16 protein-coding genes and 1 pseudogene are annotated in these 19,454 nt (G+C 72.8%); 7 read left to right on the top strand and 10 right to left on the bottom strand.

Features of this window, described 5'->3' with window-relative positions; all coding sequences use genetic code 11:
• Positions 1-88 precede the first annotated feature (88 nt).
• From B9W62_RS05875 to B9W62_RS40590, 4 genes are read left to right on the top strand one after another with little or no spacing between them, the layout of a single operon-like run.
• On the top strand, positions 89-487 hold the full coding sequence (locus tag B9W62_RS05875) for a 6-pyruvoyl trahydropterin synthase family protein (RefSeq protein ID WP_087805854.1): 399 nt from the start codon (positions 89-91) through the stop codon (positions 485-487).
• Positions 484-1,707, top strand: coding sequence for a glycosyltransferase family 4 protein (locus tag B9W62_RS05870; RefSeq protein ID WP_373433665.1), 1,224 nt, complete (start codon positions 484-486; stop codon positions 1,705-1,707). The genes B9W62_RS05875 and B9W62_RS05870 overlap by 4 nt, the downstream gene beginning before the upstream one ends.
• On the top strand, positions 1,704-2,615 hold the full coding sequence (locus B9W62_RS40090; RefSeq protein ID WP_179235369.1) for an SAM-dependent methyltransferase: 912 nt from the start codon (positions 1,704-1,706) through the stop codon (positions 2,613-2,615). Before B9W62_RS05870 ends, B9W62_RS40090 begins: the two co-directional genes overlap by 4 nt.
• Positions 2,612-3,769, top strand: a complete 1,158-nt coding sequence (locus tag B9W62_RS40590) for a lysylphosphatidylglycerol synthase transmembrane domain-containing protein (protein ID WP_256976197.1) — start codon at positions 2,612-2,614, stop codon at positions 3,767-3,769. Before B9W62_RS40090 ends, B9W62_RS40590 begins: the two co-directional genes overlap by 4 nt.
• Here the strand turns inward: B9W62_RS40590 and B9W62_RS05860 are convergent.
• Positions 3,652-4,365, bottom strand: a pseudogene (locus B9W62_RS05860) (creatininase family protein); the annotation flags it as partial. The gene B9W62_RS40590 and the pseudogene B9W62_RS05860 overlap by 118 nt on opposite strands.
• A 53-nt stretch (positions 4,366-4,418) precedes the next feature.
• Between B9W62_RS05860 and ribA the strand changes: the two are divergent.
• Positions 4,419-5,108, top strand: a complete 690-nt coding sequence (gene ribA / locus B9W62_RS05855) for a GTP cyclohydrolase II (RefSeq protein ID WP_087805850.1) — start codon at positions 4,419-4,421, stop codon at positions 5,106-5,108.
• Between the two features lie 39 nt (positions 5,109-5,147).
• Here the strand turns inward: ribA and B9W62_RS05850 are convergent, their stop codons facing one another.
• Positions 5,148-6,377, bottom strand: a complete 1,230-nt coding sequence (locus B9W62_RS05850; protein ID WP_087805848.1) for a serine hydrolase domain-containing protein — start codon at positions 6,375-6,377, stop codon at positions 5,148-5,150.
• A 66-nt stretch (positions 6,378-6,443) separates the two neighbouring features.
• Entirely contained in the window at positions 6,444-7,331 is an 888-nt protein-coding gene (locus B9W62_RS05845) for an NAD(P)-dependent oxidoreductase (RefSeq protein ID WP_087805846.1), read from the bottom strand.
• Positions 7,332-7,608: 277 nt separating this feature from the next.
• On the opposite strand from B9W62_RS05845, the gene B9W62_RS05840 reads away from it, so the two are divergent.
• Complete coding sequence (locus tag B9W62_RS05840; protein ID WP_087805844.1) at positions 7,609-8,205, top strand: TetR/AcrR family transcriptional regulator; 597 nt, start codon at positions 7,609-7,611, stop codon at positions 8,203-8,205.
• Positions 8,206-8,221: 16 nt separating this feature from the next.
• Here B9W62_RS05840 and B9W62_RS05835 read toward each other — a convergent pair whose 3' ends face one another.
• From B9W62_RS05835 to tkt, 7 genes are all read right to left on the bottom strand, one after another.
• Positions 8,222-9,742, bottom strand: coding sequence for a membrane-associated oxidoreductase (locus B9W62_RS05835; protein ID WP_087805842.1), 1,521 nt, complete (start codon positions 9,740-9,742; stop codon positions 8,222-8,224).
• A gap of 89 nt (positions 9,743-9,831) precedes the next feature.
• On the bottom strand, positions 9,832-10,713 hold the full coding sequence (gnd, locus tag B9W62_RS05830; RefSeq protein WP_087805840.1) for a phosphogluconate dehydrogenase (NAD(+)-dependent, decarboxylating): 882 nt from the start codon (positions 10,711-10,713) through the stop codon (positions 9,832-9,834).
• A 1-nt stretch (position 10,714) separates the two neighbouring features.
• Complete coding sequence (gene pgi, locus B9W62_RS05825; protein ID WP_087805838.1) at positions 10,715-12,367, bottom strand: glucose-6-phosphate isomerase; 1,653 nt, start codon at positions 12,365-12,367, stop codon at positions 10,715-10,717.
• Positions 12,360-13,295, bottom strand: coding sequence for a glucose-6-phosphate dehydrogenase assembly protein OpcA (gene opcA, locus B9W62_RS05820; protein ID WP_087805836.1), 936 nt, complete (start codon positions 13,293-13,295; stop codon positions 12,360-12,362). The genes pgi and opcA overlap by 8 nt, the downstream gene beginning before the upstream one ends.
• The gene (zwf, locus tag B9W62_RS05815) at positions 13,292-15,070 is read right to left on the bottom strand and encodes a glucose-6-phosphate dehydrogenase (RefSeq protein WP_087805834.1); all 1,779 of its coding nucleotides are present in this window, start codon (positions 15,068-15,070) and stop codon (positions 13,292-13,294) included. Before zwf ends, opcA begins: the two co-directional genes overlap by 4 nt.
• Positions 15,067-16,212: a transaldolase gene (tal, locus tag B9W62_RS05810; protein ID WP_087805832.1), complete on the bottom strand. Its 1,146-nt coding sequence runs from the start codon at positions 16,210-16,212 to the stop codon at positions 15,067-15,069. Before tal ends, zwf begins: the two co-directional genes overlap by 4 nt.
• 63 nt (positions 16,213-16,275) lie before the next feature.
• Complete coding sequence (gene tkt / locus B9W62_RS05805) at positions 16,276-18,384, bottom strand: transketolase (RefSeq protein ID WP_087805830.1); 2,109 nt, start codon at positions 18,382-18,384, stop codon at positions 16,276-16,278.
• 157 nt (positions 18,385-18,541) lie between these two features.
• Between tkt and B9W62_RS05800 the strand changes: the two genes are divergently transcribed.
• Positions 18,542-19,447 (top strand): helix-turn-helix transcriptional regulator, encoded by a 906-nt coding sequence (locus tag B9W62_RS05800; RefSeq protein ID WP_087805828.1) that lies wholly within the window; start codon positions 18,542-18,544, stop codon positions 19,445-19,447.
• Positions 19,448-19,454: the final 7 nt, after the last annotated feature.

Genomic DNA, 19,454 nt, shown 5'->3' with positions numbered 1-19,454 from the left:
GAACGGGGGAAGGTACCCGACCGTAATAGACGGCACCCCGCGCAGCGACCGGCGGGGGCCAGACGCGCCACACCTGGAGGGTCGTCCGTTGTTCAGCATCACCGTCCGCGATCACATCATGATCGCCCACAGCTTCCGCGGCGACGTGTTCGGGCCCGCGCAACGACTGCACGGAGCCACGTTCCTGGTGGACGCCACGTTCCGGCGCGAGCAGCTGGACGAGGACAACATCGTCGTCGACATCGGCCTGGCCACCCAGGAGCTGGGTGCCGTCGTGGGCGCACTGAACTACCGCAACCTCGACAACGAACCCGACTTCGCCGGTGTCAACACCTCCACGGAGTTCCTCGCCAAGGTCGTCGCCGACCGGCTCGCCGAGCGCGTGCACAAGGGGGCCCTCGGCGAGGGCGCCAGGGGCCTGGCCGGGCTCACCGTCACCCTGCACGAGTCGCACGTCGCCTGGGCGAGTTACGAGCGTGCGCTGTGACCGGCACGTCGGTGGAGGCGACGACCGGCGCCTCTGCCGGCCGGACCCGGCTCGCCCACATCCCCGCACAGCTGTCCGGGGCCGTCGCCGCCCCGGCCCCGAGGAACGGGGGGATCGTCCCCATGTCCCTGCGCTCCGTGCACTTCGTCATGCCGGGCGGCGTCGACGATCCGGCCGCGCCCAGCGGCGGCAACGCCTACGACCGGCGGGTGCGGCTCGACCTGCCCGGCTTCGGCTGGCGGGTACGGGGGCTGCCCGTGCCCGGCGCCTGGCCCCGGCCGGACGACGCGGCCCGCGCCGAACTCGCCCGCCTGCTGCGGCGGTTGCCGGACGGCGCCGTCGTCCTCCTCGACGGCCTGGTCGCCTGCGGGGTGCCGGAGGTCGTCGTCCCGGAGGCCGAGCGGCTGCGCATGGCCGTCCTCGTCCACCTCCCGCTCGGCGACGAGACGGGCCTCGATCCCGCCGTGGCGGCCGACCTGGACGCCCGCGAGCGCACGGTGCTGCGTGCCGTCCCGGCCGTCGTCGCCACCAGCGACTGGGCGGTGCGGCGCCTCGTCTCCCACCACGGCCTCGACCCCGGCCGCGTGCACGTCGCCGCCCCCGGCGCCGACATCGCACCCCTCGCGCCCGGCACCGACGGCGTCTCCCGGCTGGTGTGCGTCGCCGCACTCACTCCGCGCAAGGGCCAGCACCGGCTGGTGGAGGCGCTGGCGGCCGTGGCCGACCTGCCGTGGAGCTGCGTGTGCGTCGGCGGGCTCGGACAGGACCCGCGGTACGTCGGCCGGCTGCGGTCGCTGATCGCGCGGCACGGTCTGGAGGAGCGGCTGGTGCTCGCCGGACCGCGGGCCGGTGCCGAACTGGACGCCGTCTACGCCTCCGCCGACCTGATGGTGCTCACCTCGTACGCCGAGACCTACGGCATGGCGGTGACCGAGGCCCTCGCGCGCGGCATCCCCGTGCTGGCCACGGACGTCGGCGGGCTCCCCGAAGCGGTCGGACGCGCCCCCGACGGCGGGGTGCCCGGCATCCTCGTCCCGCCGGAGGATCCCGGTGCCCTCGCCGCGGAGCTGCGCGGCTGGTTCGGCGAGGCGGACGTACGGCGCCGGCTGAAGGCGGCCGCCCGCGGTCGCCGCGCCGCCCTGAACGGCTGGGCGAGCACGGCCCAGAGCCTGGCCGGCGTACTGCGCGGGCTGCCGGGCGACCCGAGGAGGGCGGCATGAGCACGGGGAAGTCGCCCGCACCGACCGGAGGCACCGTCCGGCTCCGTGAGGCGTCGGTGGGAGTGCGGGCCGACGACCCTCCGCGCTACGCGCCCGAGTGGCTGCGGCTGCGGGAGCCCGCGGACGCCGCCGCGCGGGCGCGGGACCTGCTCGATCCGTTGCGGATCAGGCTCGCCAACCTGCCGGGGCGGGCGGACGGACTGGTGGTGCACGACGTGGGCTGCGGCACCGGGTCGATGGGGCGCTGGCTCGCCCCGCTGCTCGACGGCGCCCAGCACTGGGTGCTGCACGACCGGGACCCCTACCTCCTGCACTTCGCGGCCGTCGCCGCCCCGCGCACCGCCGCCGACGGCAGCCGGGTCACCGTAGAGACGCGGCGCGGAGACCTCGCCCGCCTCACCCCGGAGACACTGACCGGCGCCGCGCTGGTGACGGCGTCCGCGCTGCTGGACGTCCTCACCCCCGAGGAGGTCGGCACCCTCGCCGCCGCCTGTGCCGCGGCGGGCTGTCCGGCGCTGCTGACCCTCTCCGTCGCCGGGCGGGTCGACCTCACCCCGGCACACCCGCTGGACGCCGAGATCACCGAGGCGTTCAACGCCCACCAGCGCCGTACCGGCATGCTCGGTCCCGACGCGGTCGACGCGGCGGCCGAGGCCTTCGCCGGGCACGGCGCCACCGTACGGACGCACTCCAGCCCCTGGCGGCTCGGCCCCGACGAGGCCGAACTGACCGCCCAGTGGCTGCGGGGCTGGGTCGGTGCGGCCGTCGAGCAGCGCCCGGAACTGCGGGAGCGGGCCGACCGGTACCTGGCCGAGCGCCTCGCGGCCTGCGCGGCCGGGGAGTTGCACGCCGTCGTCCACCACACCGACCTGCTGGCGCTGTGCCGGCCGACGGGCGGGGCCCCGTGAGCGCACCGACGCTGCCGACCGCACCGGCCGTACCGGCGCGGGACCTGCCGGCGCCGCCCCGGCCGGACCCCACCGTCGGCGCCCCGGCACCCCGCCGCCGCGCCCTGCGCGCCCACCTCGGCACGCTCGCCGGCACCGCCGTCCTCGCCGTGCTCCTGTGGCGGCTGGGGACCGGCGCCCTCCTGGACGGGCTGCGCCGGATCGACGGGCCCACGGTGCTGGCGGCCCTGGGGATCGGGCTGGTCACCACGGTGTTCAGCGCCTGGCGCTGGGCCCTGGTGGCCCGGGGCCTGCGCATCCGGCTGCCGCTCGCGGCGGCCGTCGCCGACTACTACCGCGCCCTGTTCCTCAACGCGGCGCTGCCCGGCGGCGTCCTGGGCGACGTGCACCGCGCGGTGCGGCACGGGCGGAGCGCCGGGGACCTGGGGCGCGGTGTGCGCGCCGTCGTCCTCGAACGGGCCGCCGGGCAGCTCGCGTTGACCGGAGTCGGGGTCGCGGTACTGCTCACCATGCCGTCCCCGGTGCTGGCCGAGGCCCGGCGGATCGCACCGCCCGCGGCGCTGGCCCTGCTCGGCGCGCTCGCCGTGACCCTCGCCCTGCACCTGAACCGGGCGCCCGCCCGCCGGGGCCGGGCCCTGCGGACGGCGCTCGCCGAGGCACGGGCCGGGCTGCTGTCCCGGCGCAACCTGCCGGGCGTCGCCCTCTCCTCCGTCGTCGTGCTCGCCGGGCACCTCGCGATGTTCGTGCTCGCCGCCCGGGTCGCCGGCAGCGCGGCCTCCGTCGCCGCGCTCACCCCGCTGGCCGTGCTGGCGCTGCTCGCCATGGGGCTGCCGCTGAACGTGGGCGGCTGGGGACCCCGGGAGGGCGTCACCGCCTGGGCGTTCGGCGCGGCGGGGCTCGGTGCGGGCACCGGGCTCGGCGTGGCGGTGGTGTACGGCGTGCTCAGCCTCGTGGCGAGCCTGCCCGGCGCCGTCGTCCTCGTCGCCCGCCGGCACGCCGTACGCTATGCGGGCTCCTCGCCGGATATGGCGGCCGTCCCCGCCGTCAGCAGTGCGAAACAATCCGCGAAGGAATCCGCGAGGCTCGCCAGCAGTTCCTTCCCCTTTTCCGCCGATCCCAGTGAAGGGCGCCCGATGACACCGGAATCGGTGTAGGCGGACATACCGAGGGAGAGCAGATGACGCCGGTCGTCCGCCGTGAAATCGGCCGCCTCGTAACCGGGCCGGACCAATTCGGGGTGCGCGTGCAGAAGAATGGAGGTCTCGATTTCCCCCGCATGCATGTCGGTGAGCAGCGAGGTGACCACCCCCGCCCGCTGCCGTGCCGTCTCCCAGTCCTCCGCGGCCGGGAACAGCGCCATCCGCTCAGCGCGTGCGGAGGCTTCCTGGACGACGTTGCCCAGGACGTAGTTGCCGCCGTGTCCGTTGACCACGACCAGGGCCTCGACACCCGAGCGGCGCAGGGAGTCCGCTATGTCCCGCACCACCGCGTGCAGGGTCACGGCGGAGATGCTGACGGTCCCGGGCCAGTCCGCGTGCTCGTGCGAGCACCCGATCGTCACCGGCGGCAGCAGGTGCACCGGGTACGCGGCGGCCAGCTCCCGGGCGACGGCGCACGCGACGAGCGTGTCGGTCGCCAGCGGCAGGTGCGGGCCGTGCTGTTCGTAACTCCCGACCGGCAGTACCGCGACCTTGGAACCGCGTTCGCGCACGGTGTCGGTCGTGTCCGTCGGCACCAGTGAAACATCCATTCCCGCACGGCCTTTCATCCCGGTTGAGCAACCTGTTGAGGAACGCGAGAATCATGACAGAAAAAATCGGTGTACTCGGCAAGAAGGCATCGCAGCTGTCGCAGCGACCGCAAGGGCCGCAACGCACGGACGTGGAACGCGTCGTGGTCACACCGCTTCCCACCGTGTACGGGGAATTCCGGGCCTTCGGTTATTTCGACCACGAACGCGGTGACGAGCAAGTGGCCCTGGTCCACGGAGATCCGGGCGCCGAGGGCGTGCTCACCCGGCTCCACTCGGAGTGCCTGACCGGCGACGCCTTCGGCTCCCAGCACTGCGAGTGCGGCGCCCAACTGGCCTCCGCGCTGCGGCAGGTGGCCGACGCGGGCAGCGGGGTGGTGGTCTATCTGCGCGGCCACGAGGGGCGCGGTATCGGCCTGCTGGCCAAGCTGCGCGCGATGGCGTTGCAGGCGGAGGGCCTGGACACGGTGGAGGCGAACCTCGCCCTCGGCCTGCCGGTGGACGCCCGGGACTACGGCGTCGCCGCCCGGATCCTCGACGACCTCGGGGTGCGGTCCGTGCGGCTGATGTCCAACAACCCGCGCAAGCGGGAGGCGTTGGTGCGGCACGGCATCCAGGTCGCCGAGCAGGTGCCGCTGCTGATCCCGCCGTGCGAGTCCAACATCACCTACCTGCGCACCAAGCGCGAACGGCTCGACCACCACCTGCCCCACCTGGACGCCGTGGCGCACCTGTCGTCCTGACCGTGCCGGGGGACCGGGCTCCGCCGGGGCGGCGCCGGATCAGTCCACGAGGGCGTCGTGCACGAGCCGCTTCAGATCCGGGTAGACCGTGTGCGAGGCCCTCGGCCGCACCTGGGTCATGAACTGCACCGTCAGATCACGGCCCGGATCGACCCAGAACGTGGTGGTCGCCACGCCGCTCCAGCCGTACGTGCCCGGCCCGGAGGGCGAGCGTGTGCGGCTCGGATCGGTCACCACGGAGACGCCGAGACCGAAGCCGACACCGTCGTTGCCCGGCTCGTCGTGCGCCGGGCGGCTGCCGAAGGACCGCAGGTCGGCGCCGCCCGGGAGGTGGTTGCGGGTCATGAGATCGACCGTCGCCGGGTCGAGCAGCCGCACCCCGTCGAGTTCGCCGCGGCGCCGCAGCAGTTCCGCGAAGCGGTGCACGTCGTACGCGGACGAGACCAGGCCGCCGCTGCCCGACAGGAACCGCGGCCGGCCCCGCAGCGGCAGCCCGGGGACCGGGGCGATGCCGCCGTCCTCCGTCTCGCCGTACAGCTCGGCCAGGCGGCCGGCCTGCGCGTCGGTGACGTGGAACCCGGTGTCCGTCATGCCCAGCGGCCCGAAGATCCGCTCGGCGCAGAACACGTCGAGGGGCTGCCCGGACACCACCTCGACCAGCCGGCCCAGCACGTTGCTGGCCACCGAGTAGTTCCACTCGGTGCCCGGTTCGAATTGCAGGGGCAGGCTCGCGTACAGGTCGACCGTCTCGGTCAGGTCCGCGCCCGGCAGCACCGAGGACTCCAGCCCGGCCGCCCGGTACAGCGCGTCGACGGGGTGGGCGTGGTAGAAGCCGAACGTCAGCCCGGCGGTGTGGGTCATCAGGTGCCGGACGCGCACCGGACCGGCGGCGGGCCGGGTCACGACGTCCTCGCCGGTCCCCCCGGCGTACACCCGCGGCTCGGCGAAGGCCGGCAGATGGCGGTCCACCGGGTCGTCCAGCGACAGCCGGCCCTCCTCCACCAGGGTCAGCGCGGCCACGGACGTGACGGGCTTGGTCATGGAGTAGATCCGCCACAGCGTGCCGGCGGTCACCGGCAGCCCGGCCGCGACGTCCCGCAGCCCGTGCACCGTCAGATGGGCGACGCGTCCGCCCCGCGCGAGGGCCACCAGGAACCCGGGCAGCCGGCCCTCCTCGACCTGCCGGGCGAAGTGCAGGTCGAGCCGGTCGAGCGCCCCGGGGTCCAGCCCGGCCGCACTCGCGTCGACCTCCTGCCGCAGCGGTGGCATCGCCATCGTTCTCCTTGATCGTTCGACTGACGGGTCCGGCATACCCCGCGCGGTGCGCGCCGGAACTCACGATCGGCCGAGTTCCGCGGTGCGCGCCTCCAACGCACGGAGCACCGCCACCATGTCCTCGCCCCCGTGCCCCAGGGACACCGCCTCCTCGAACAGGGCGTGCGAGGCGTCGAGCAGGGGGGAGGCGAGGCCGGTGGCGCGGGCCGCCTCGGCGATCAGGCGGTTGTTCTTCAGCACGTCCGACGCCGCCGCCTGCGCCGTGAAGTCGCCGTCCAGCAGTTTGGGCGCCTTCATGCGGGAGACGGCACTGGCCATCGGGCCGGCGTCGAGGACGTCGAGGAACCGGCGCCGGTCGAGGCCGTGGCGTTCGGCGAAGTGGAAGGCCTCGGTCAAACCGGTGACCAGGGTGATCAGGAAGAGGTTCACGGCCAGCTTGGTCAGCAGCGCGTTCGGTGCCGGACCGCAGACGAAGGTGTCCCGGCACAGCGGGGCCAGCACCGGACGCACCCGGGCCACGGCACTCTCCTCCCCGGCGAGCATCGCCACCAGTGCGCCGGTCTCCGCCGGGATCCGCGAACCGGACACCGGAGCCTCCACGTACCACCCGCCGGCGGCCCGGATGTCGGCCTCCAGACCCCGCGAGTACTCGGGCGAGGTGGTGCCCATGTGGACGACGGTGTGCCGGGCGACCCGGGCGGGGAACTCCCGGGTGCCGCGCGCCAGCACGGCGTCGATCGCCGGGCCGTCGGCCAGCATGAGGATCACGGTGTCCGCCCGGTCGAAGACCTCGGCGGGGCCGCCCGCCACCCGGGCGCCGGCGGCGCGCAGCGGAGCGGCCCGGGAGGGGGTGCGGTTGTGCACCACGAGGGGGGTGCCCGCGTGGGCCAGGCGCAGTGCCATCGGCTGACCCATGATGCCGAGACCGATGAAGCCGACGAGCCGCATGACGCACCGTCCGTACGAGAGGCGCACGCCCGCGTGCGGACGCGCCGGAAGCCGAAGGGAGAGGGAAGCGGAGAGAGAAATGGAGAGAGAAGCGGAGAGAGAAATGGAGGAGGGGGAAACGGAGAGGGACAACGGAGAGGGGATTGAAGCAGGAGTTATGACGGCCGTCATAGTAGCCCGGATCATGACGCCCGTCATAGAGTCGGCGCGGCAGGTGACAGGTGACAGGTGACCGGGTGACCAGGTGACCAGGTGACGGTACGGCGAGGGAGCGGCGATGGCGGCGTCCGGGCGAGGGCCGCGGGAGCGGATGGTCTTCAGCGCCGCCCAGCTCATCCGGCGGCACGGGGTGGAGGCCACGGGCATGCGGGACGTCGCCGCCCACGCCGGGGCGCCCCGGGGCTCGCTCCAGCACTACTTCCCGGGCGGCAAGGAACAGCTCGTCGGTGAGGCCCTCCAGTGGGCGGGGCGGTACGCCGCCGACCGCGTCGCACGCTTCCTGCGGGGCCTGGACCGTCCGACGCCGAGCGGGCTGTTCACCGCGATGGTGCGGCAGTGGACCGACGAGTACGAGGCGTCCGGCTTCGCCGCGGGCTGTCCCGTGGCGGCGGCGACGGCGGACTGCGCCGAGAGTTCCGAGACCACACGGAAGGCGGCCGCCGCCGCCTTCGCCGCCTGGACGCGGCCGGTCGCCCAGGCGCTGGCCGGCATGGGCGTGCCCGAGGCGCGGTCCGGACCGCTGGCCACATTGATGATCAGCTCCCTCGAAGGAGCGATCCTCGTCGCCCGGGCGGAACGCGATGTACGGGCCCTGACGACCGTCGCCCGCGAACTCGGCCCGCTCCTGGACGCCGCCGCCCCCGCGGCCGTCTGATCCGCGGCGTGCCGGATCACTGGCGGCTGACCGTGCGGGTCAGGCCGGTGAGCACCGTCGTGGCCAGGATCCAGCCCGTGACGATCAGGACGTAGGACAGCGTCTGGTACCAGCCCTCGGGCGCGAAGGCGTTCTCCTGGCCGAAGGAGATCACCGGCAGCAGCAGGTCCAGCGTGTAGAAGACCGGGTCGAAGCCGGGGGCCTCCGCCGGCTTGAGCGCCGGCGGATGGTGCAGCCCGTACGCGACCGAGCCGACCGCCAGCAGCGACAGCAGCCAGCCGCCCGCGCGCAGCGGACGGAAGCCGTACCCGACCGCGATGTCCTGGACGTGCCCCCACAAGCGGCCGTACCAGGCCAGGGTGCGCCGGCGCCGCCGCTGCTTGGCGAGCTGGACGAGGCGGGCCGCGTCGTCGTCACCGATCCGCCGGTAGGCGGCGGTCAACTGCTCGTAGGTGAAAGGGAGGTAGCCGTCGCCCTTCTCCAGCATCGGCAGCCGCCGCTCGGCGGGTTCGTGCGGGATGAGCGAGGTATAGGTGAGGTCGTTGAGCTGGACCCAGTCCGGCACCACCTCCGGTTGCAGGAACAGCACGTCCACCTGCGCGCGGCGCAGATTGAGCGTCCCCTGGACCGCCGGGCCCTCCCGCAGCCAGAGTTCGCCGATCACGCAACTGCTGGCGCGCAGCGCGGTGTCCCCGGCGTTGGCCAGCCGGGCGTGCGTCAGGTCCAGCCGGCCGGGTATCCGGGCGCCGCGCAGCTCCAGGCGGCCCCGGACGTCCGCGCGCCGCAGCAGCACGTCGGCCTCGGCGGCGAGCGTCTCGGCGTGCACGGCGGTGCCGCCCGGCCGGTCCAGGACCGCGTCGTTGAGGTTGACCGTGCCGGCCACCCGGGCGCCGGTGAGCCGGACCTCGCCGCCCGCGCGCAGTCCCGGCGCCCACAGATCGGCGCCCAGCACCGCCTGGTTCAGCTGGAGCACCGGCCACTCGCTGTTCGGCGTCTCGATGCGGGTGCTCTCCAGGTACAGACTGCCGGTGACCTCCGCCCCCGCGAGCCGCACCGTGTCGCTGAACCGGGCCCGGGTCAGCCGCAGGACGCCCTCCACCCGGACCGCGTGCGAGATCAGCCCCGGCAGTACGGATTCGCTGAGGTTCAGCTCGCGCAGCCGGGCTCCGTAGAACCTCGGTGCCTCGTCGAAGTGGCAGTGCCGCAGCCGCACGGGGTGGTCGACCGTCGCGTATTGCAGGTCCAGCCTGCCGGTGACGCGGGCGCCGGCCAGGCTGAGCGCCGCGACCCGGCCGTCCTCCCGGGGGCCGTCCAGGAGCAGGGACCGCAGCACGCTCGCGCGCACGGTCCGCTCGGGGCCCCAGGTGCCCCCCTCGGCGGGGTCGTCGGAGCCCGCGGCGGAGGAGTCCGCAGCGGAAGAGTCCGCGGCGGAGGAGTCCGCGGCGGAAGAGCCCGCGGTACGGAAGTCCACGTCGGTGCCCGAGGCGAATGCCCGCCAAAGACGCGACTCGGCCGGTGTCAGGTCGTTGATCTCCATCAGGGAGGGACTCTGACCCGAACCGGCCGATCACGTCAACGCGCTTTCCGGACCGTCCACTTCTTCCCGGGCCGCCGCGTTCCGGGCGGTTACTTCTTGGTGGACTCCACCGCGTGCCCGCCGAACTGGTTGCGCAGCGCGGCGACCATCTTCATCTGCGGCGAGTCGTCCTGCCGGGACGCGAACCGGGCGAAGAGGGAGGCGGTGATCGCGGGCAGCGGCACGGCGTTGTCGATGGCCGCCTCCACGGTCCAGCGGCCCTCGCCGGAGTCCTCCGCGTACCCGCGCAGCTTCTCCAGGTGGTGGTCCTCGTCGAGGGCGTTGACGGCCAGGTCCAGGAGCCAGGACCGGATGACGGTGCCCTCCTGCCAGGAGCGGAAGACCTCGCGGACGTTGTCCACGGAGTCGACCTTCTCCAGCAGCTCCCAGCCCTCGGCGTAGGCCTGCATCATGGCGTACTCGATGCCGTTGTGGACCATCTTGGCGAAGTGCCCGGCGCCGACCCGGCCCGCGTGGACGTAGCCGTAGGGGCCGTCCGGCTTGAGCGCGTCGAAGACCGGCTTGAGGTCCTCGACGGTCTCCTTGTCCCCGCCGACCATCAGGGCGTAGCCGTTCTTCAGGCCCCACACGCCGCCGGACACACCGGCGTCGACGAAGTTGATGCCGCGCTTGCCCAGCTCCTCGGCGTGCTTCTCGTCGTCCGTCCAGCGGGAGTTGCCGCCGTCGATGACGGTGTCGCCGGGCTTGAGCAGCGTCGCCAGCTGGTCGATGACGTGCTGGGTGGCGCCGCCGGCCGGCACCATCACCCAGACCGCGCGCGGCCGCTCCAGCTGGTCGACCAGCTCGACCAGGCTGTCCACGTCGGCCCGCTCGGGGTTGGTGTCGTATCCGACGACGGTGTGGCCGGCGTTGCGCAGGCGCTCGCGCATGTTGCCGCCCATCTTGCCGAGACCAACAAGACCGATCTGCATGTCAGTGCACTTCCTTCAGTTCACGGTAGGCGGCCACCAGCGCGGCCGTGGACGGGTCGAGGCCGGGCACGTCGGCGCCCTCGGTGAGGGCGGGTTCGACGCGCTTGGCGAGCACCTTGCCGAGTTCGACGCCCCACTGGTCGAAGGAGTCGATGTTCCAGATCGCGCCCTGGACGAACACCTTGTGCTCGTACAGCGCGATGAGCTGGCCCAGCACCGACGGGGTCAGCTCGGCGGCCAGGATCGTCGTGGTGGGGTGGTTGCCGCGGAAGGTCTTGTGCGGGACCAGTTCCTCCGGCACTCCCTCGGCGCGTACCTCGTCCGGGGTCTTGCCGAAGGCCAGGGCCTGGGTCTGGGCGAAGAAGTTGGCCATCAGCAGGTCGTGCTGGGCCTTGAGTTCGTCGCTCAGCTCGCCCACGGGCCGGGCGAAGCCGATGAAGTCCGCCGGGATCAGCTTCGTGCCCTGGTGGATCAGCTGGTAGTAGGCGTGCTGCCCGTTGGTGCCCGGCGTGCCCCACACCACCGGCCCCGTCTGCCACTGCACCGGGTTCCCGTCCCGGTCCACGGACTTGCCGTTGGACTCCATGTCCAACTGCTGGAGATACGCGGTGAACTTCGACAGGTAGTGCGAGTACGGCAGCACCGCGTGCGACTGCGCGTCCAGGAAGTCGCCGTACCAGACGCCCAGGAGGCCGAGGAGCAGCGGCGCGTTGGCCGGGGCCTCGGCGTTGCGGAAGTGCTCGTCGACGATGCGGAAGCCGTCGAGCATCTCGCGGAAGCGGTCCGGGCCGATGGCGATCATCAGGGAGAGCCCGATGGCCGAGTCGAAGGAGTACCGGCCGCCGACCCAGTCCCAGAACTCGAACATGTTGGCCGTGTCGATGCCGAAGCCGGAGACCTTCTCGGCATTCGTCGACAGCGCCACGAAGTGCTTGGCCACCGCCTTCTCGTCGCCCCCGAGGCCGTCCAGCAGCCAGGAGCGCGCCGAGGTGGCGTTGGTGATCGTCTCGATGGTGGTGAAGGTCTTGGAGGCGATGATGAACAGCGTCTCGGCCGGGTCGAGGTCGCGGACCGCCTCGTGCAGGTCGGCGCCGTCCACGTTGGACACGAAACGGAGGGTGAGGGAGCGGTCGGTGAAGGCCCGCAGCGCCTCGTAGGCCATCGCGGGGCCGAGGTCGGAGCCGCCGATGCCGATGTTGACGACGTTCCTGATGCGCTTGCCGGTGTGGCCGGTCCACTCGCCGGAGCGGACCCGGTCGGCGAAGCCGGCCATCTTGTCGAGTACGGCGTGCACCTTCGGGACGACGTTCTCGCCGTCGACCTCGATCACCGCGTCCCTGGGGGCGCGCAGCGCGGTGTGCAGCACGGCCCGGTCCTCGGTGATGTTGATGCGCTCACCGCGGAACATCGCGTCGCGCAGCCCGAACACGTCGGTGGCGGTGGCCAGCTCCTGGAGCAGGGCCAGCGTCTCGTCGGTGACCAGGTGCTTCGAGTAGTCGATGCGCAGGTCGCCGACGCGCACGACGTACCGCTCCGCCCGGCCGGGGTCCTCGTCGAACAGCTCGCGCAGGTCCGGACGGGGCAGCGCGCCCTTGCGGTGGTCCGCGAGCGCGGTCCACTCCGGACGCTGGTTGAGCTTGGTGGTGTCAGACATGGACAGGGGTCTCCTTGCCGGCCTCGCCGCGCAGGGCGATGGCGTACATCTCGTCGGCGTCGAGGCGCCTGAGCTCCTCGGCGATGAGTTCGGAGGTGGGGCGCACCTTCAGGGCCACCGAGCGCGAGGGCTGACCGGGCAGGGTCATCGTGGCGAGCGGGCCCTCCGGCCGGTCGACGACGATCTCGCCGCCCGCCGTGCCGAGCCGGACCGCCGTGACGACCGGCCCGTCGGTGACCACGCGCTCCACCCGGACGCCCAGGCGGGCCTCCAGCCAGCGGGCCAGCAGCTCGGCCGCCGGGTTGTCCGCCTCGGCCTCCACGACCGCGGAGGTCACCGGCACCCGGGCCTGGTCCAGGGCCGCGGCCAGCATCGAGCGCCACAGCGTCAGCCGGGTCCAGGCCAGATCGGTGTCGCCGGGCGCGTAGGCGCGCACCCGGCGCTCCAGGACCTCCATCGGCCGCTCGACCGTGTACAGGTCGGTGATCCGGCGCTGGGCCAGCGCGCCCAGCGGGTCCTTCGCGGGGTTGTCCGGCGCCTGGACCGGCCACCACACGACGACCGGCGCGTCCGGCAGCAGCAGCGGCAGCACCACCGAATCGGCGTGCTCGGACACCTCCCCGTACATGCGCAGCACGACGGTCTCGCCGGTCCCGGCCTCGGAGCCGACCCGGACCTCGGCGTCGAGGTGCGAGCGGGTGCGGTCGCGCAGGTTGCGGGGGTGGCGCTTGATGACGACCAGGGTGCGCGAGGGGTGCTCGTGCGAGGCCTCCTCGGCGGCCTTGATCGCGTCGTAGGCGTTCTCCTCGTCGGTGACGATGACCAGCGTGAGCACCATGCCCACGGCCGGGGTGCCGATGGCCCGACGGCCCTGCACCAACGCCTTGTTGATCTTGCTTGCCGTGGTGTCGGTCAGGTCGATCCTCATGGCCTGCGCCAGCTCCGTCCGTCTCGTGCGAGCATCTCGTCGGCTTCCCGCGGTCCCCAGCCGCCCGACGCGTACTGCGCCGGCTTGTCGTGCGAGGCCCAGTACTCCTCGATCGGGTCGAGGATCCGCCAGGACTCTTCCACCTCCTGGTGGCGCGGGAACAGGTTGGCGTCCCCCAGAAGGACGTCCAGGATCAGCCGTTCGTACGCCTCCGGGCTGGACTCGGTGAAGGACTCGCCGTAGGCGAAGTCCATCGACACGTCGCGGATCTCCATCGACGTGCCCGGCACCTTGGAGCCGAACCGCACCGTCATGCCCTCGTCGGGCTGGACGCGGATGACGATCGCGTTCTCGCCCAGCTCCTCCGTCGCGGTGGAGTCGAAGGGGGAGTGCGGGGCCCGCTGGAAGACCACCGCGATCTCGGTGACCCGGCGGCCCAGGCGCTTGCCGGTGCGCAGGTAGAAGGGCACCCCGGCCCAGCGGCGGTTGTCGATGCCCAGCTTGATCGCCGCGTAGGTGTCGGTGGTGGAGGCCGGGTCGATGCCCTCCTCCTCCAGGTAGCCGGGCACCTGCGCGCCGCCCTGCCAGCCGCCCGCGTACTGCCCGCGTACGGTGTGGTCGCCCAGGTCGTCGGGCAGCCGCACGGCGCGCAGCACCTTCAGCTTCTCGGTGAGCAGCGACCGCGCGTCGAAGGCGGCCGGCTCCTCCATGGCGGTCAGCGCCATCAGCTGGAGCAGGTGGTTCTGGATGACGTCACGGGCGGCGCCGATGCCGTCGTAGTAGCCGGCCCGGCCGCCGATGCCGATGTCCTCGGCCATGGTGATCTGCACGTGGTCCACGTAGGACCGGTTCCAGATCGGCTCGTACATCTGGTTGGCGAAGCGCAGCGCCAGGATGTTCTGGACGGTCTCCTTGCCCAGGTAGTGGTCGATGCGGAAGACCTGCTCCGGGTCGAAGACCTCGTGCACCAGCGCGTTCAGGTCGCGGGCGCTGTCCAGGTCGTGGCCGAACGGCTTCTCGATGACCGCGCGGCGCCAGGAGCCCTCCGGTGCGTCGGTCAGCCCGTGCTTCTTGAGCTGCTGGACCACCTTCGGGAAGAACTTCGGCGGCACCGAGAGGTAGAAGGCGTAGTTGCCGCTGGTGCCGCGGGAGGCGTCCAGCTCCTCGACGGCCTTGCGCAGCTGTTCGAACGCGTGGTCGTCGTCGAAGTCGCCGGGGATGAAGCGCATGCCCTCGGAGAGCTGCTGCCAGACCTCCTCGCGGAACGGGGTGCGCGCGTGCTCCCTGACCGCGTCGTGCACGACCTCGGCGAAGTCCTGGTCCTCCCAGTCCCGGCGGGCGAAGCCGACCAGCGAGAAGCCCGGCGGCAGCAGGCCGCGGTTGGCCAGGTCGTACACGGCGGGCATCAGCTTGCGGCGGGACAGGTCACCGGTGACGCCGAAGATGACCAGCCCGGACGGTCCCGCGATCCGGGGCAGCCGGCGGTCCTGGGGATCGCGCAGCGGGTTGCTCCAGTCGAGCGGTGCCACCGGCTCGACGGCCTCCGCGTCCGCGCCCTTGCCCTTCGTCCCCTTGGCGGCGCGGGACGTCCCGGTCTTCTTCGCGCTCCGGGGAGCCTTCGACGGTCCGGCCGCCTTCGCCGCGCCGGCGGCGCGGGCCTCCTCGGCCGCCTCGGCGTGCAGCGGTCCCGCCGCCTCCCGGGCCGTCCGGGCCTCCTTGGCTTCCTTCGTCGCCTTGGTCTCCTGGGCCGCCCCAGCGGGAAGCTCCTCGCTCATTCCCCGTCAACTCCCTTGCTGTCGAGGGACTTCGTCACGGCGGCGAGCAGGTCGTCCCAGGCCGCCTCGAACTTCGCCACGCCCTCTCGCTCCAACTGCTCCACCACCTCGTCGTACGACACGCCGAGCCGCTCCACCGCCGCGAGGTCGGCCCGGGCCTGGGCGTACCCGCCGGTGACCGTGTCGCCCCGGACCTCGCCGTGATCGGCGGCGGCGTCCAGGGTGGCCTCCGGCATCGTGTTCACGGTGCCGGGAGCGACCAGCTCCTCCACGTACAGGGTGTCCCGGAATGCCGGGTCCTTCACACCGGTGGACGCCCACAGGGGGCGCTGGGGGTTGGCGCGGGCCCCGGCCAGGGCGGTGAAGCGGTCGCCCGCGAAGACGTTCTCGTACGCCTCGTAGGCCAGTCGCGCGTTGGCCAGTGCCGCCCTTCCGCGCAGGCCGAGCGCCTCGTCGGTGCCCAGCAGGGACAGGCGCTTGTCGATCTCGCTGTCCACGCGGGAGACGAAGAAGGACGCGACCGAGTGGATGCCGGCCAGGTCGATCCCGGCCGTCTGCGCCTTCTCCAGACCGGCGAGGTAGGCGTCCATGACCTCGCGGTAGCGCTCCAGGGAGAAGATCAGCGTGACGTTGACGCTGATGCCGGCGCCGATGACCTCGGTGATCGCCGGGAGCCCGGCCTTCGTCGCCGGGATCTTGATCATCACGTTGGGGCGGTCGACCAGCCAGGCCAGCTGACGCGCCTCGGCGACCGTCGCCGCCGTGTCGTGGGCCAGGCGCGGGTCGACCTCGATGGAGACCCGGCCGTCGCGCCCGCCGGTGGCGTCGTACACCCCGCGCAGCACGTCGGCGGCGGCGCGGACGTCGGCGGTGGTCATCATGCGGACCGCCTCGTCGACGGTGACGCCGCGCGTCGCCAGGTCGGCGAGCTGCTCCTCGTAGCCCTCGCCGGAGCCTATGGCGGCCTGGAAGATGGACGGGTTGGTGGTGACGCCGACGACGTTCCTCGTCCTGATCAGCTCGGCGAGGTTGCCGGACTCGATCCGCCGCCGCGACAGGTCGTCGAGCCAGACGGACACGCCCTGATCGGCCAGGCGCTGTAGTGCTCCCGCGGTGGCGGTTGCTTCGGTCACAGTGATCATCTTCTCTTTCTGCCCTCGGGACGAGGTCGAAACGGGTCCGGTCCGGGATGGGATCCGGTGGGATCAGCCGCGGGCCGCGGCCAGGGATTCCCTGGCGGCGGCGGCCACGTGCCCGGCGGTGAAGCCGAACTCGGTGAACAGGGTCTTGGCGTCGGCGGAGGCGCCGAAGTGCTCCAGGGAGACGATGCGGCCCGCGTCCCCGACGTACCGGTGCCAGGTCAGGCCGATCCCGGCCTCCACGGCCACCCGGGCCCGCACGGACGGCGGCAGCACGCTCTCGCGGTAGGCGCGGGGCTGCTCCTCGAACCACTCCACGGACGGCATCGACACCACCCGGGTGGCGGTGCCCTCGGCCTCCAGCGCCTCCCGGGCCGCCATCGCGAGCTGCACCTCGGAGCCGGTGGCGATCAGTACGACGTCCGGGGTGCCGGAGGCGGCGTCGGCGAGGACGTACCCGCCGCGCGCCGCGTCCGGGTTCGGCGCGTAGGCCGGCACGCCCTGGCGGGTGAGGGCGAGGCCGTGCGGCGCCGGGTGGGTGGAGTGGCGGCGGAGGATCTCCGCCCACACGGTCGCGGTCTCGTTGGCGTCGGCCGGGCGGACGACGTTGAGACCGGGGATGGCGCGCAGGGCGGCCAGGTGCTCCACCGGCTGGTGCGTCGGGCCGTCCTCGCCGAGTCCGATCGAGTCGTGCGTCCACACGTACGTCACCGGCAGCTGCATCAGCGCGGACATGCGCACCGCGTTGCGCATGTAGTCGGAGAAGACCAGGAAGGTGCCGCCGTAGATCCGGGTGTTGCCGTGCAGGGCGATGCCGTTCATCTCCGCGGCCATGGAGAACTCGCGGATGCCGAAGTGCACGGTGCGGCCGTACGGGTCGGCCCCGGGCAGCGGGTTGCCCTCGGGCAGGAAGGAGCTGGTCTTGTCGATGGTGGTGTTGTTGGAGCCGGCCAGGTCGGCGGAGCCGCCCCACAGCTCGGGCAGCACCGGGCCGAGCGCCTGGAGGACCTTGCCCGAGGCGGCCCGGGTGGCGACCGCCTTGCCGGTCTCGAACACCGGCAGGGCGTCCTCCCAGCCCTCGGGCAGACGCCCCGCGACCACGCGGTCGAACAGCGCCGCGCGCTCGGGGGCGGCGTCGCGCCAGGCGGCGATCCGCTTGTCCCAGGCGGCGTGCGCCTCGGCGCCGCGGTCCAGGGCCCGGCGGGTGTGGGCCAGCACGTCGCCGGCGACCTCGAAGGACCGCTCCGGGTCGAAGCCGAGGACGCGCTTGGTGGCGGCGACCTCCTCGGCGCCGAGGGCGGAGCCGTGGGAGGCCTCGGTGTTCCGCGCGTTCGGGGCGGGCCAGGCGATGACGGTGCGCATCGCGATGATGGACGGGCGGCCGGTCTCGGCCTTCGCAGCCGTCAGCGCCGCGTGCAGCGCGTGCACGTCCACGTCGCCGCTCTCGGCGGGTTCGATGCGCTGTGTGTGCCAGCCGTACGCCTCGTAGCGTTGCAGCACGTCCTCGGAGAACGCGGTCACGGTGTCGCCCTCGATCGAGATGTGGTTGTCGTCGTAGAGGAAGACCAGATTGCCGAGCTTCTGGTGACCGGCCATCGACGACGCCTCGGCGGAGACGCCCTCCTGGAGGTCGCCGTCGGAGACGATCGCCCAGATCGTGTGGTCGAAGGGCGACTCGCCCTCGGGGGCCTCGGGGTCGAACAGGCCGCGCTCGTAGCGGGCGGCCATCGCCATGCCCACCGCGTTGGCCACGCCCTGGCCCAGCGGCCCGGTGGTGGTCTCCACGCCCGCCGTGTGCCCGTACTCGGGGTGGCCCGGCGTCTTGGAGCCGTGCGTGCGGAAGGCCTTGAGGTCGTCCAGCCCGACCTCGTACCCGGCGAGGAAGAGCTGGGTGTAGAGGGTCAGCGAGGTGTGGCCGGGGGAGAGGACGAAGCGGTCACGGCCGGTCCACTCGGGATCGGCGGGGTCGTGTCGCATCACCTTCTGAAAGATCGTGTACGCCGCGGGGGCCAGGGCCATCGCCGTGCCCGGGTGGCCGTTCCCCACCTTCTCCACGGCGTCCGCCGCGAGAACCCGGGCGGTGTCGACGGCACGCCGGTCGAGTTCGGTCCATTCGAAGCGGTCCGCGCTGTCCACTGTCGGTTCCACTGCCTGCTTGCTCGACTGCGTGCTCATCTTCAAGAAGTCCTCGATCGGAGCGGGGTAGCTGGTCTGACGCGTTCAAACTTAAAAGTCTGACTTTTGAGAGTGAAGGTCGGAGTGTGCCAGCCTGTGGTGAAACTGGGACACGCCCCGACCGCGGGGCGCACGGGCGGGACGGTGCGAGAAGGACATGGCAAACGAAAGACACCAAGGCGGCGGCGACGGGATCAGAACGTTCCCCTTCCCGGTCGATCTCAGCCTCCTCGGAGTCGGCGTGCAGGTCGGGCCCATGGGACCCGGGAGCACGTGGCACGCGCACGCCCCCCTGAACCGGGTGCACCGCATCGACTTCCACACCGTCATGCTCTTCACCGGCGGCCCGGTCCTTCACATGATCGACTTCGCCGAGTACGAGGCGGCGGCGGGCGATCTGCTCTGGATCCGTCCCGGCCAGGTCCACCGCTTCGCGCCCGAGGGCGAGTACCGCGGAACGGTGCTGACCATGCAGCCCGGCTTCCTGCCCCGCGCCACCGTGGAGGCCACCGGTCTCTACCGCTACGACCTGCCACCGCTGCTCCACCCCGACCGGGCGCGGCTCGCCGCCCTGACGGCGGCGCTCGACCAGCTGCGGCGCGAGTACGAGGACGCGACCACGCTCCCGCTGAGCCTGCACACCGCCGTACTGCGCCACACGCTCTCCGCGTTCCTGCTGCGCCTCGCGCATCTCGCGGCCAGCTCCGCACACGCGGCGCGGCAGGGACGGGCGGACGCGCCGGGGGACAGCACCTTCACCCTCTTCCGGGACGCGGTCGAGCGGGGCTTCGCCACCAACCACAGCGTCAGCGCCTACGCCGACGCGCTCGGTTACTCCCGCCGCACCCTGGTCCGCGCGGTGCGCGCCGCCACCGGCCAGACGCCCAAGGGGTTCATCGACAAGCGCGTCGTCCTGGAGGCCAAGCGGCTGCTCGCCCACACCGAGATGCCGATCGGCCGGGTCGGCGCGGCGGTCGGCTTCCCGGACGCGGCGAACTTCTCCAAGTTCTTCCAGCAGCACACCGACCAGACGCCCGCGGCCTTCCGGGCCGAGCTGCGCTGAGCGGCTC

Source organism: Streptomyces sp. CS113 (assembly GCF_002188365.1).
Classification (GTDB): domain Bacteria; phylum Actinomycetota; class Actinomycetes; order Streptomycetales; family Streptomycetaceae; genus Streptomyces; species Streptomyces tendae.
Note: the sequence above shows the minus strand (reverse complement) of the source record. Positions and strands in the feature narration are given on the sequence as shown.

Coding starts and splice junctions, on each gene's coding strand:
- gnd (WP_087805840.1), bottom strand. CDS start 10,713: ATGCAGATCGGTCTTGTTGGTCTCGGCAAGATGGGCGGCAACATGCGC.
- opcA (WP_087805836.1), bottom strand. CDS start 13,295: ATGAGGATCGACCTGACCGACACCACGGCAAGCAAGATCAACAAGGCG.
- zwf (WP_087805834.1), bottom strand. CDS start 15,070: ATGAGCGAGGAGCTTCCCGCTGGGGCGGCCCAGGAGACCAAGGCGACG.
- B9W62_RS40090 (WP_179235369.1), top strand. CDS start 1,704: ATGAGCACGGGGAAGTCGCCCGCACCGACCGGAGGCACCGTCCGGCTC.
- B9W62_RS05800 (WP_087805828.1), top strand. CDS start 18,542: ATGGCAAACGAAAGACACCAAGGCGGCGGCGACGGGATCAGAACGTTC.
- B9W62_RS05850 (WP_087805848.1), bottom strand. CDS start 6,377: ATGCCACCGCTGCGGCAGGAGGTCGACGCGAGTGCGGCCGGGCTGGAC.
- tal (WP_087805832.1), bottom strand. CDS start 16,212: ATGATCACTGTGACCGAAGCAACCGCCACCGCGGGAGCACTACAGCGC.
- B9W62_RS05835 (WP_087805842.1), bottom strand. CDS start 9,742: ATGGAGATCAACGACCTGACACCGGCCGAGTCGCGTCTTTGGCGGGCA.
- tkt (WP_087805830.1), bottom strand. CDS start 18,384: ATGAGCACGCAGTCGAGCAAGCAGGCAGTGGAACCGACAGTGGACAGC.
- pgi (WP_087805838.1), bottom strand. CDS start 12,367: ATGTCTGACACCACCAAGCTCAACCAGCGTCCGGAGTGGACCGCGCTC.
- B9W62_RS05845 (WP_087805846.1), bottom strand. CDS start 7,331: ATGCGGCTCGTCGGCTTCATCGGTCTCGGCATCATGGGTCAGCCGATG.
- ribA (WP_087805850.1), top strand. CDS start 4,419: ATGACAGAAAAAATCGGTGTACTCGGCAAGAAGGCATCGCAGCTGTCG.
- B9W62_RS05840 (WP_087805844.1), top strand. CDS start 7,609: ATGGCGGCGTCCGGGCGAGGGCCGCGGGAGCGGATGGTCTTCAGCGCC.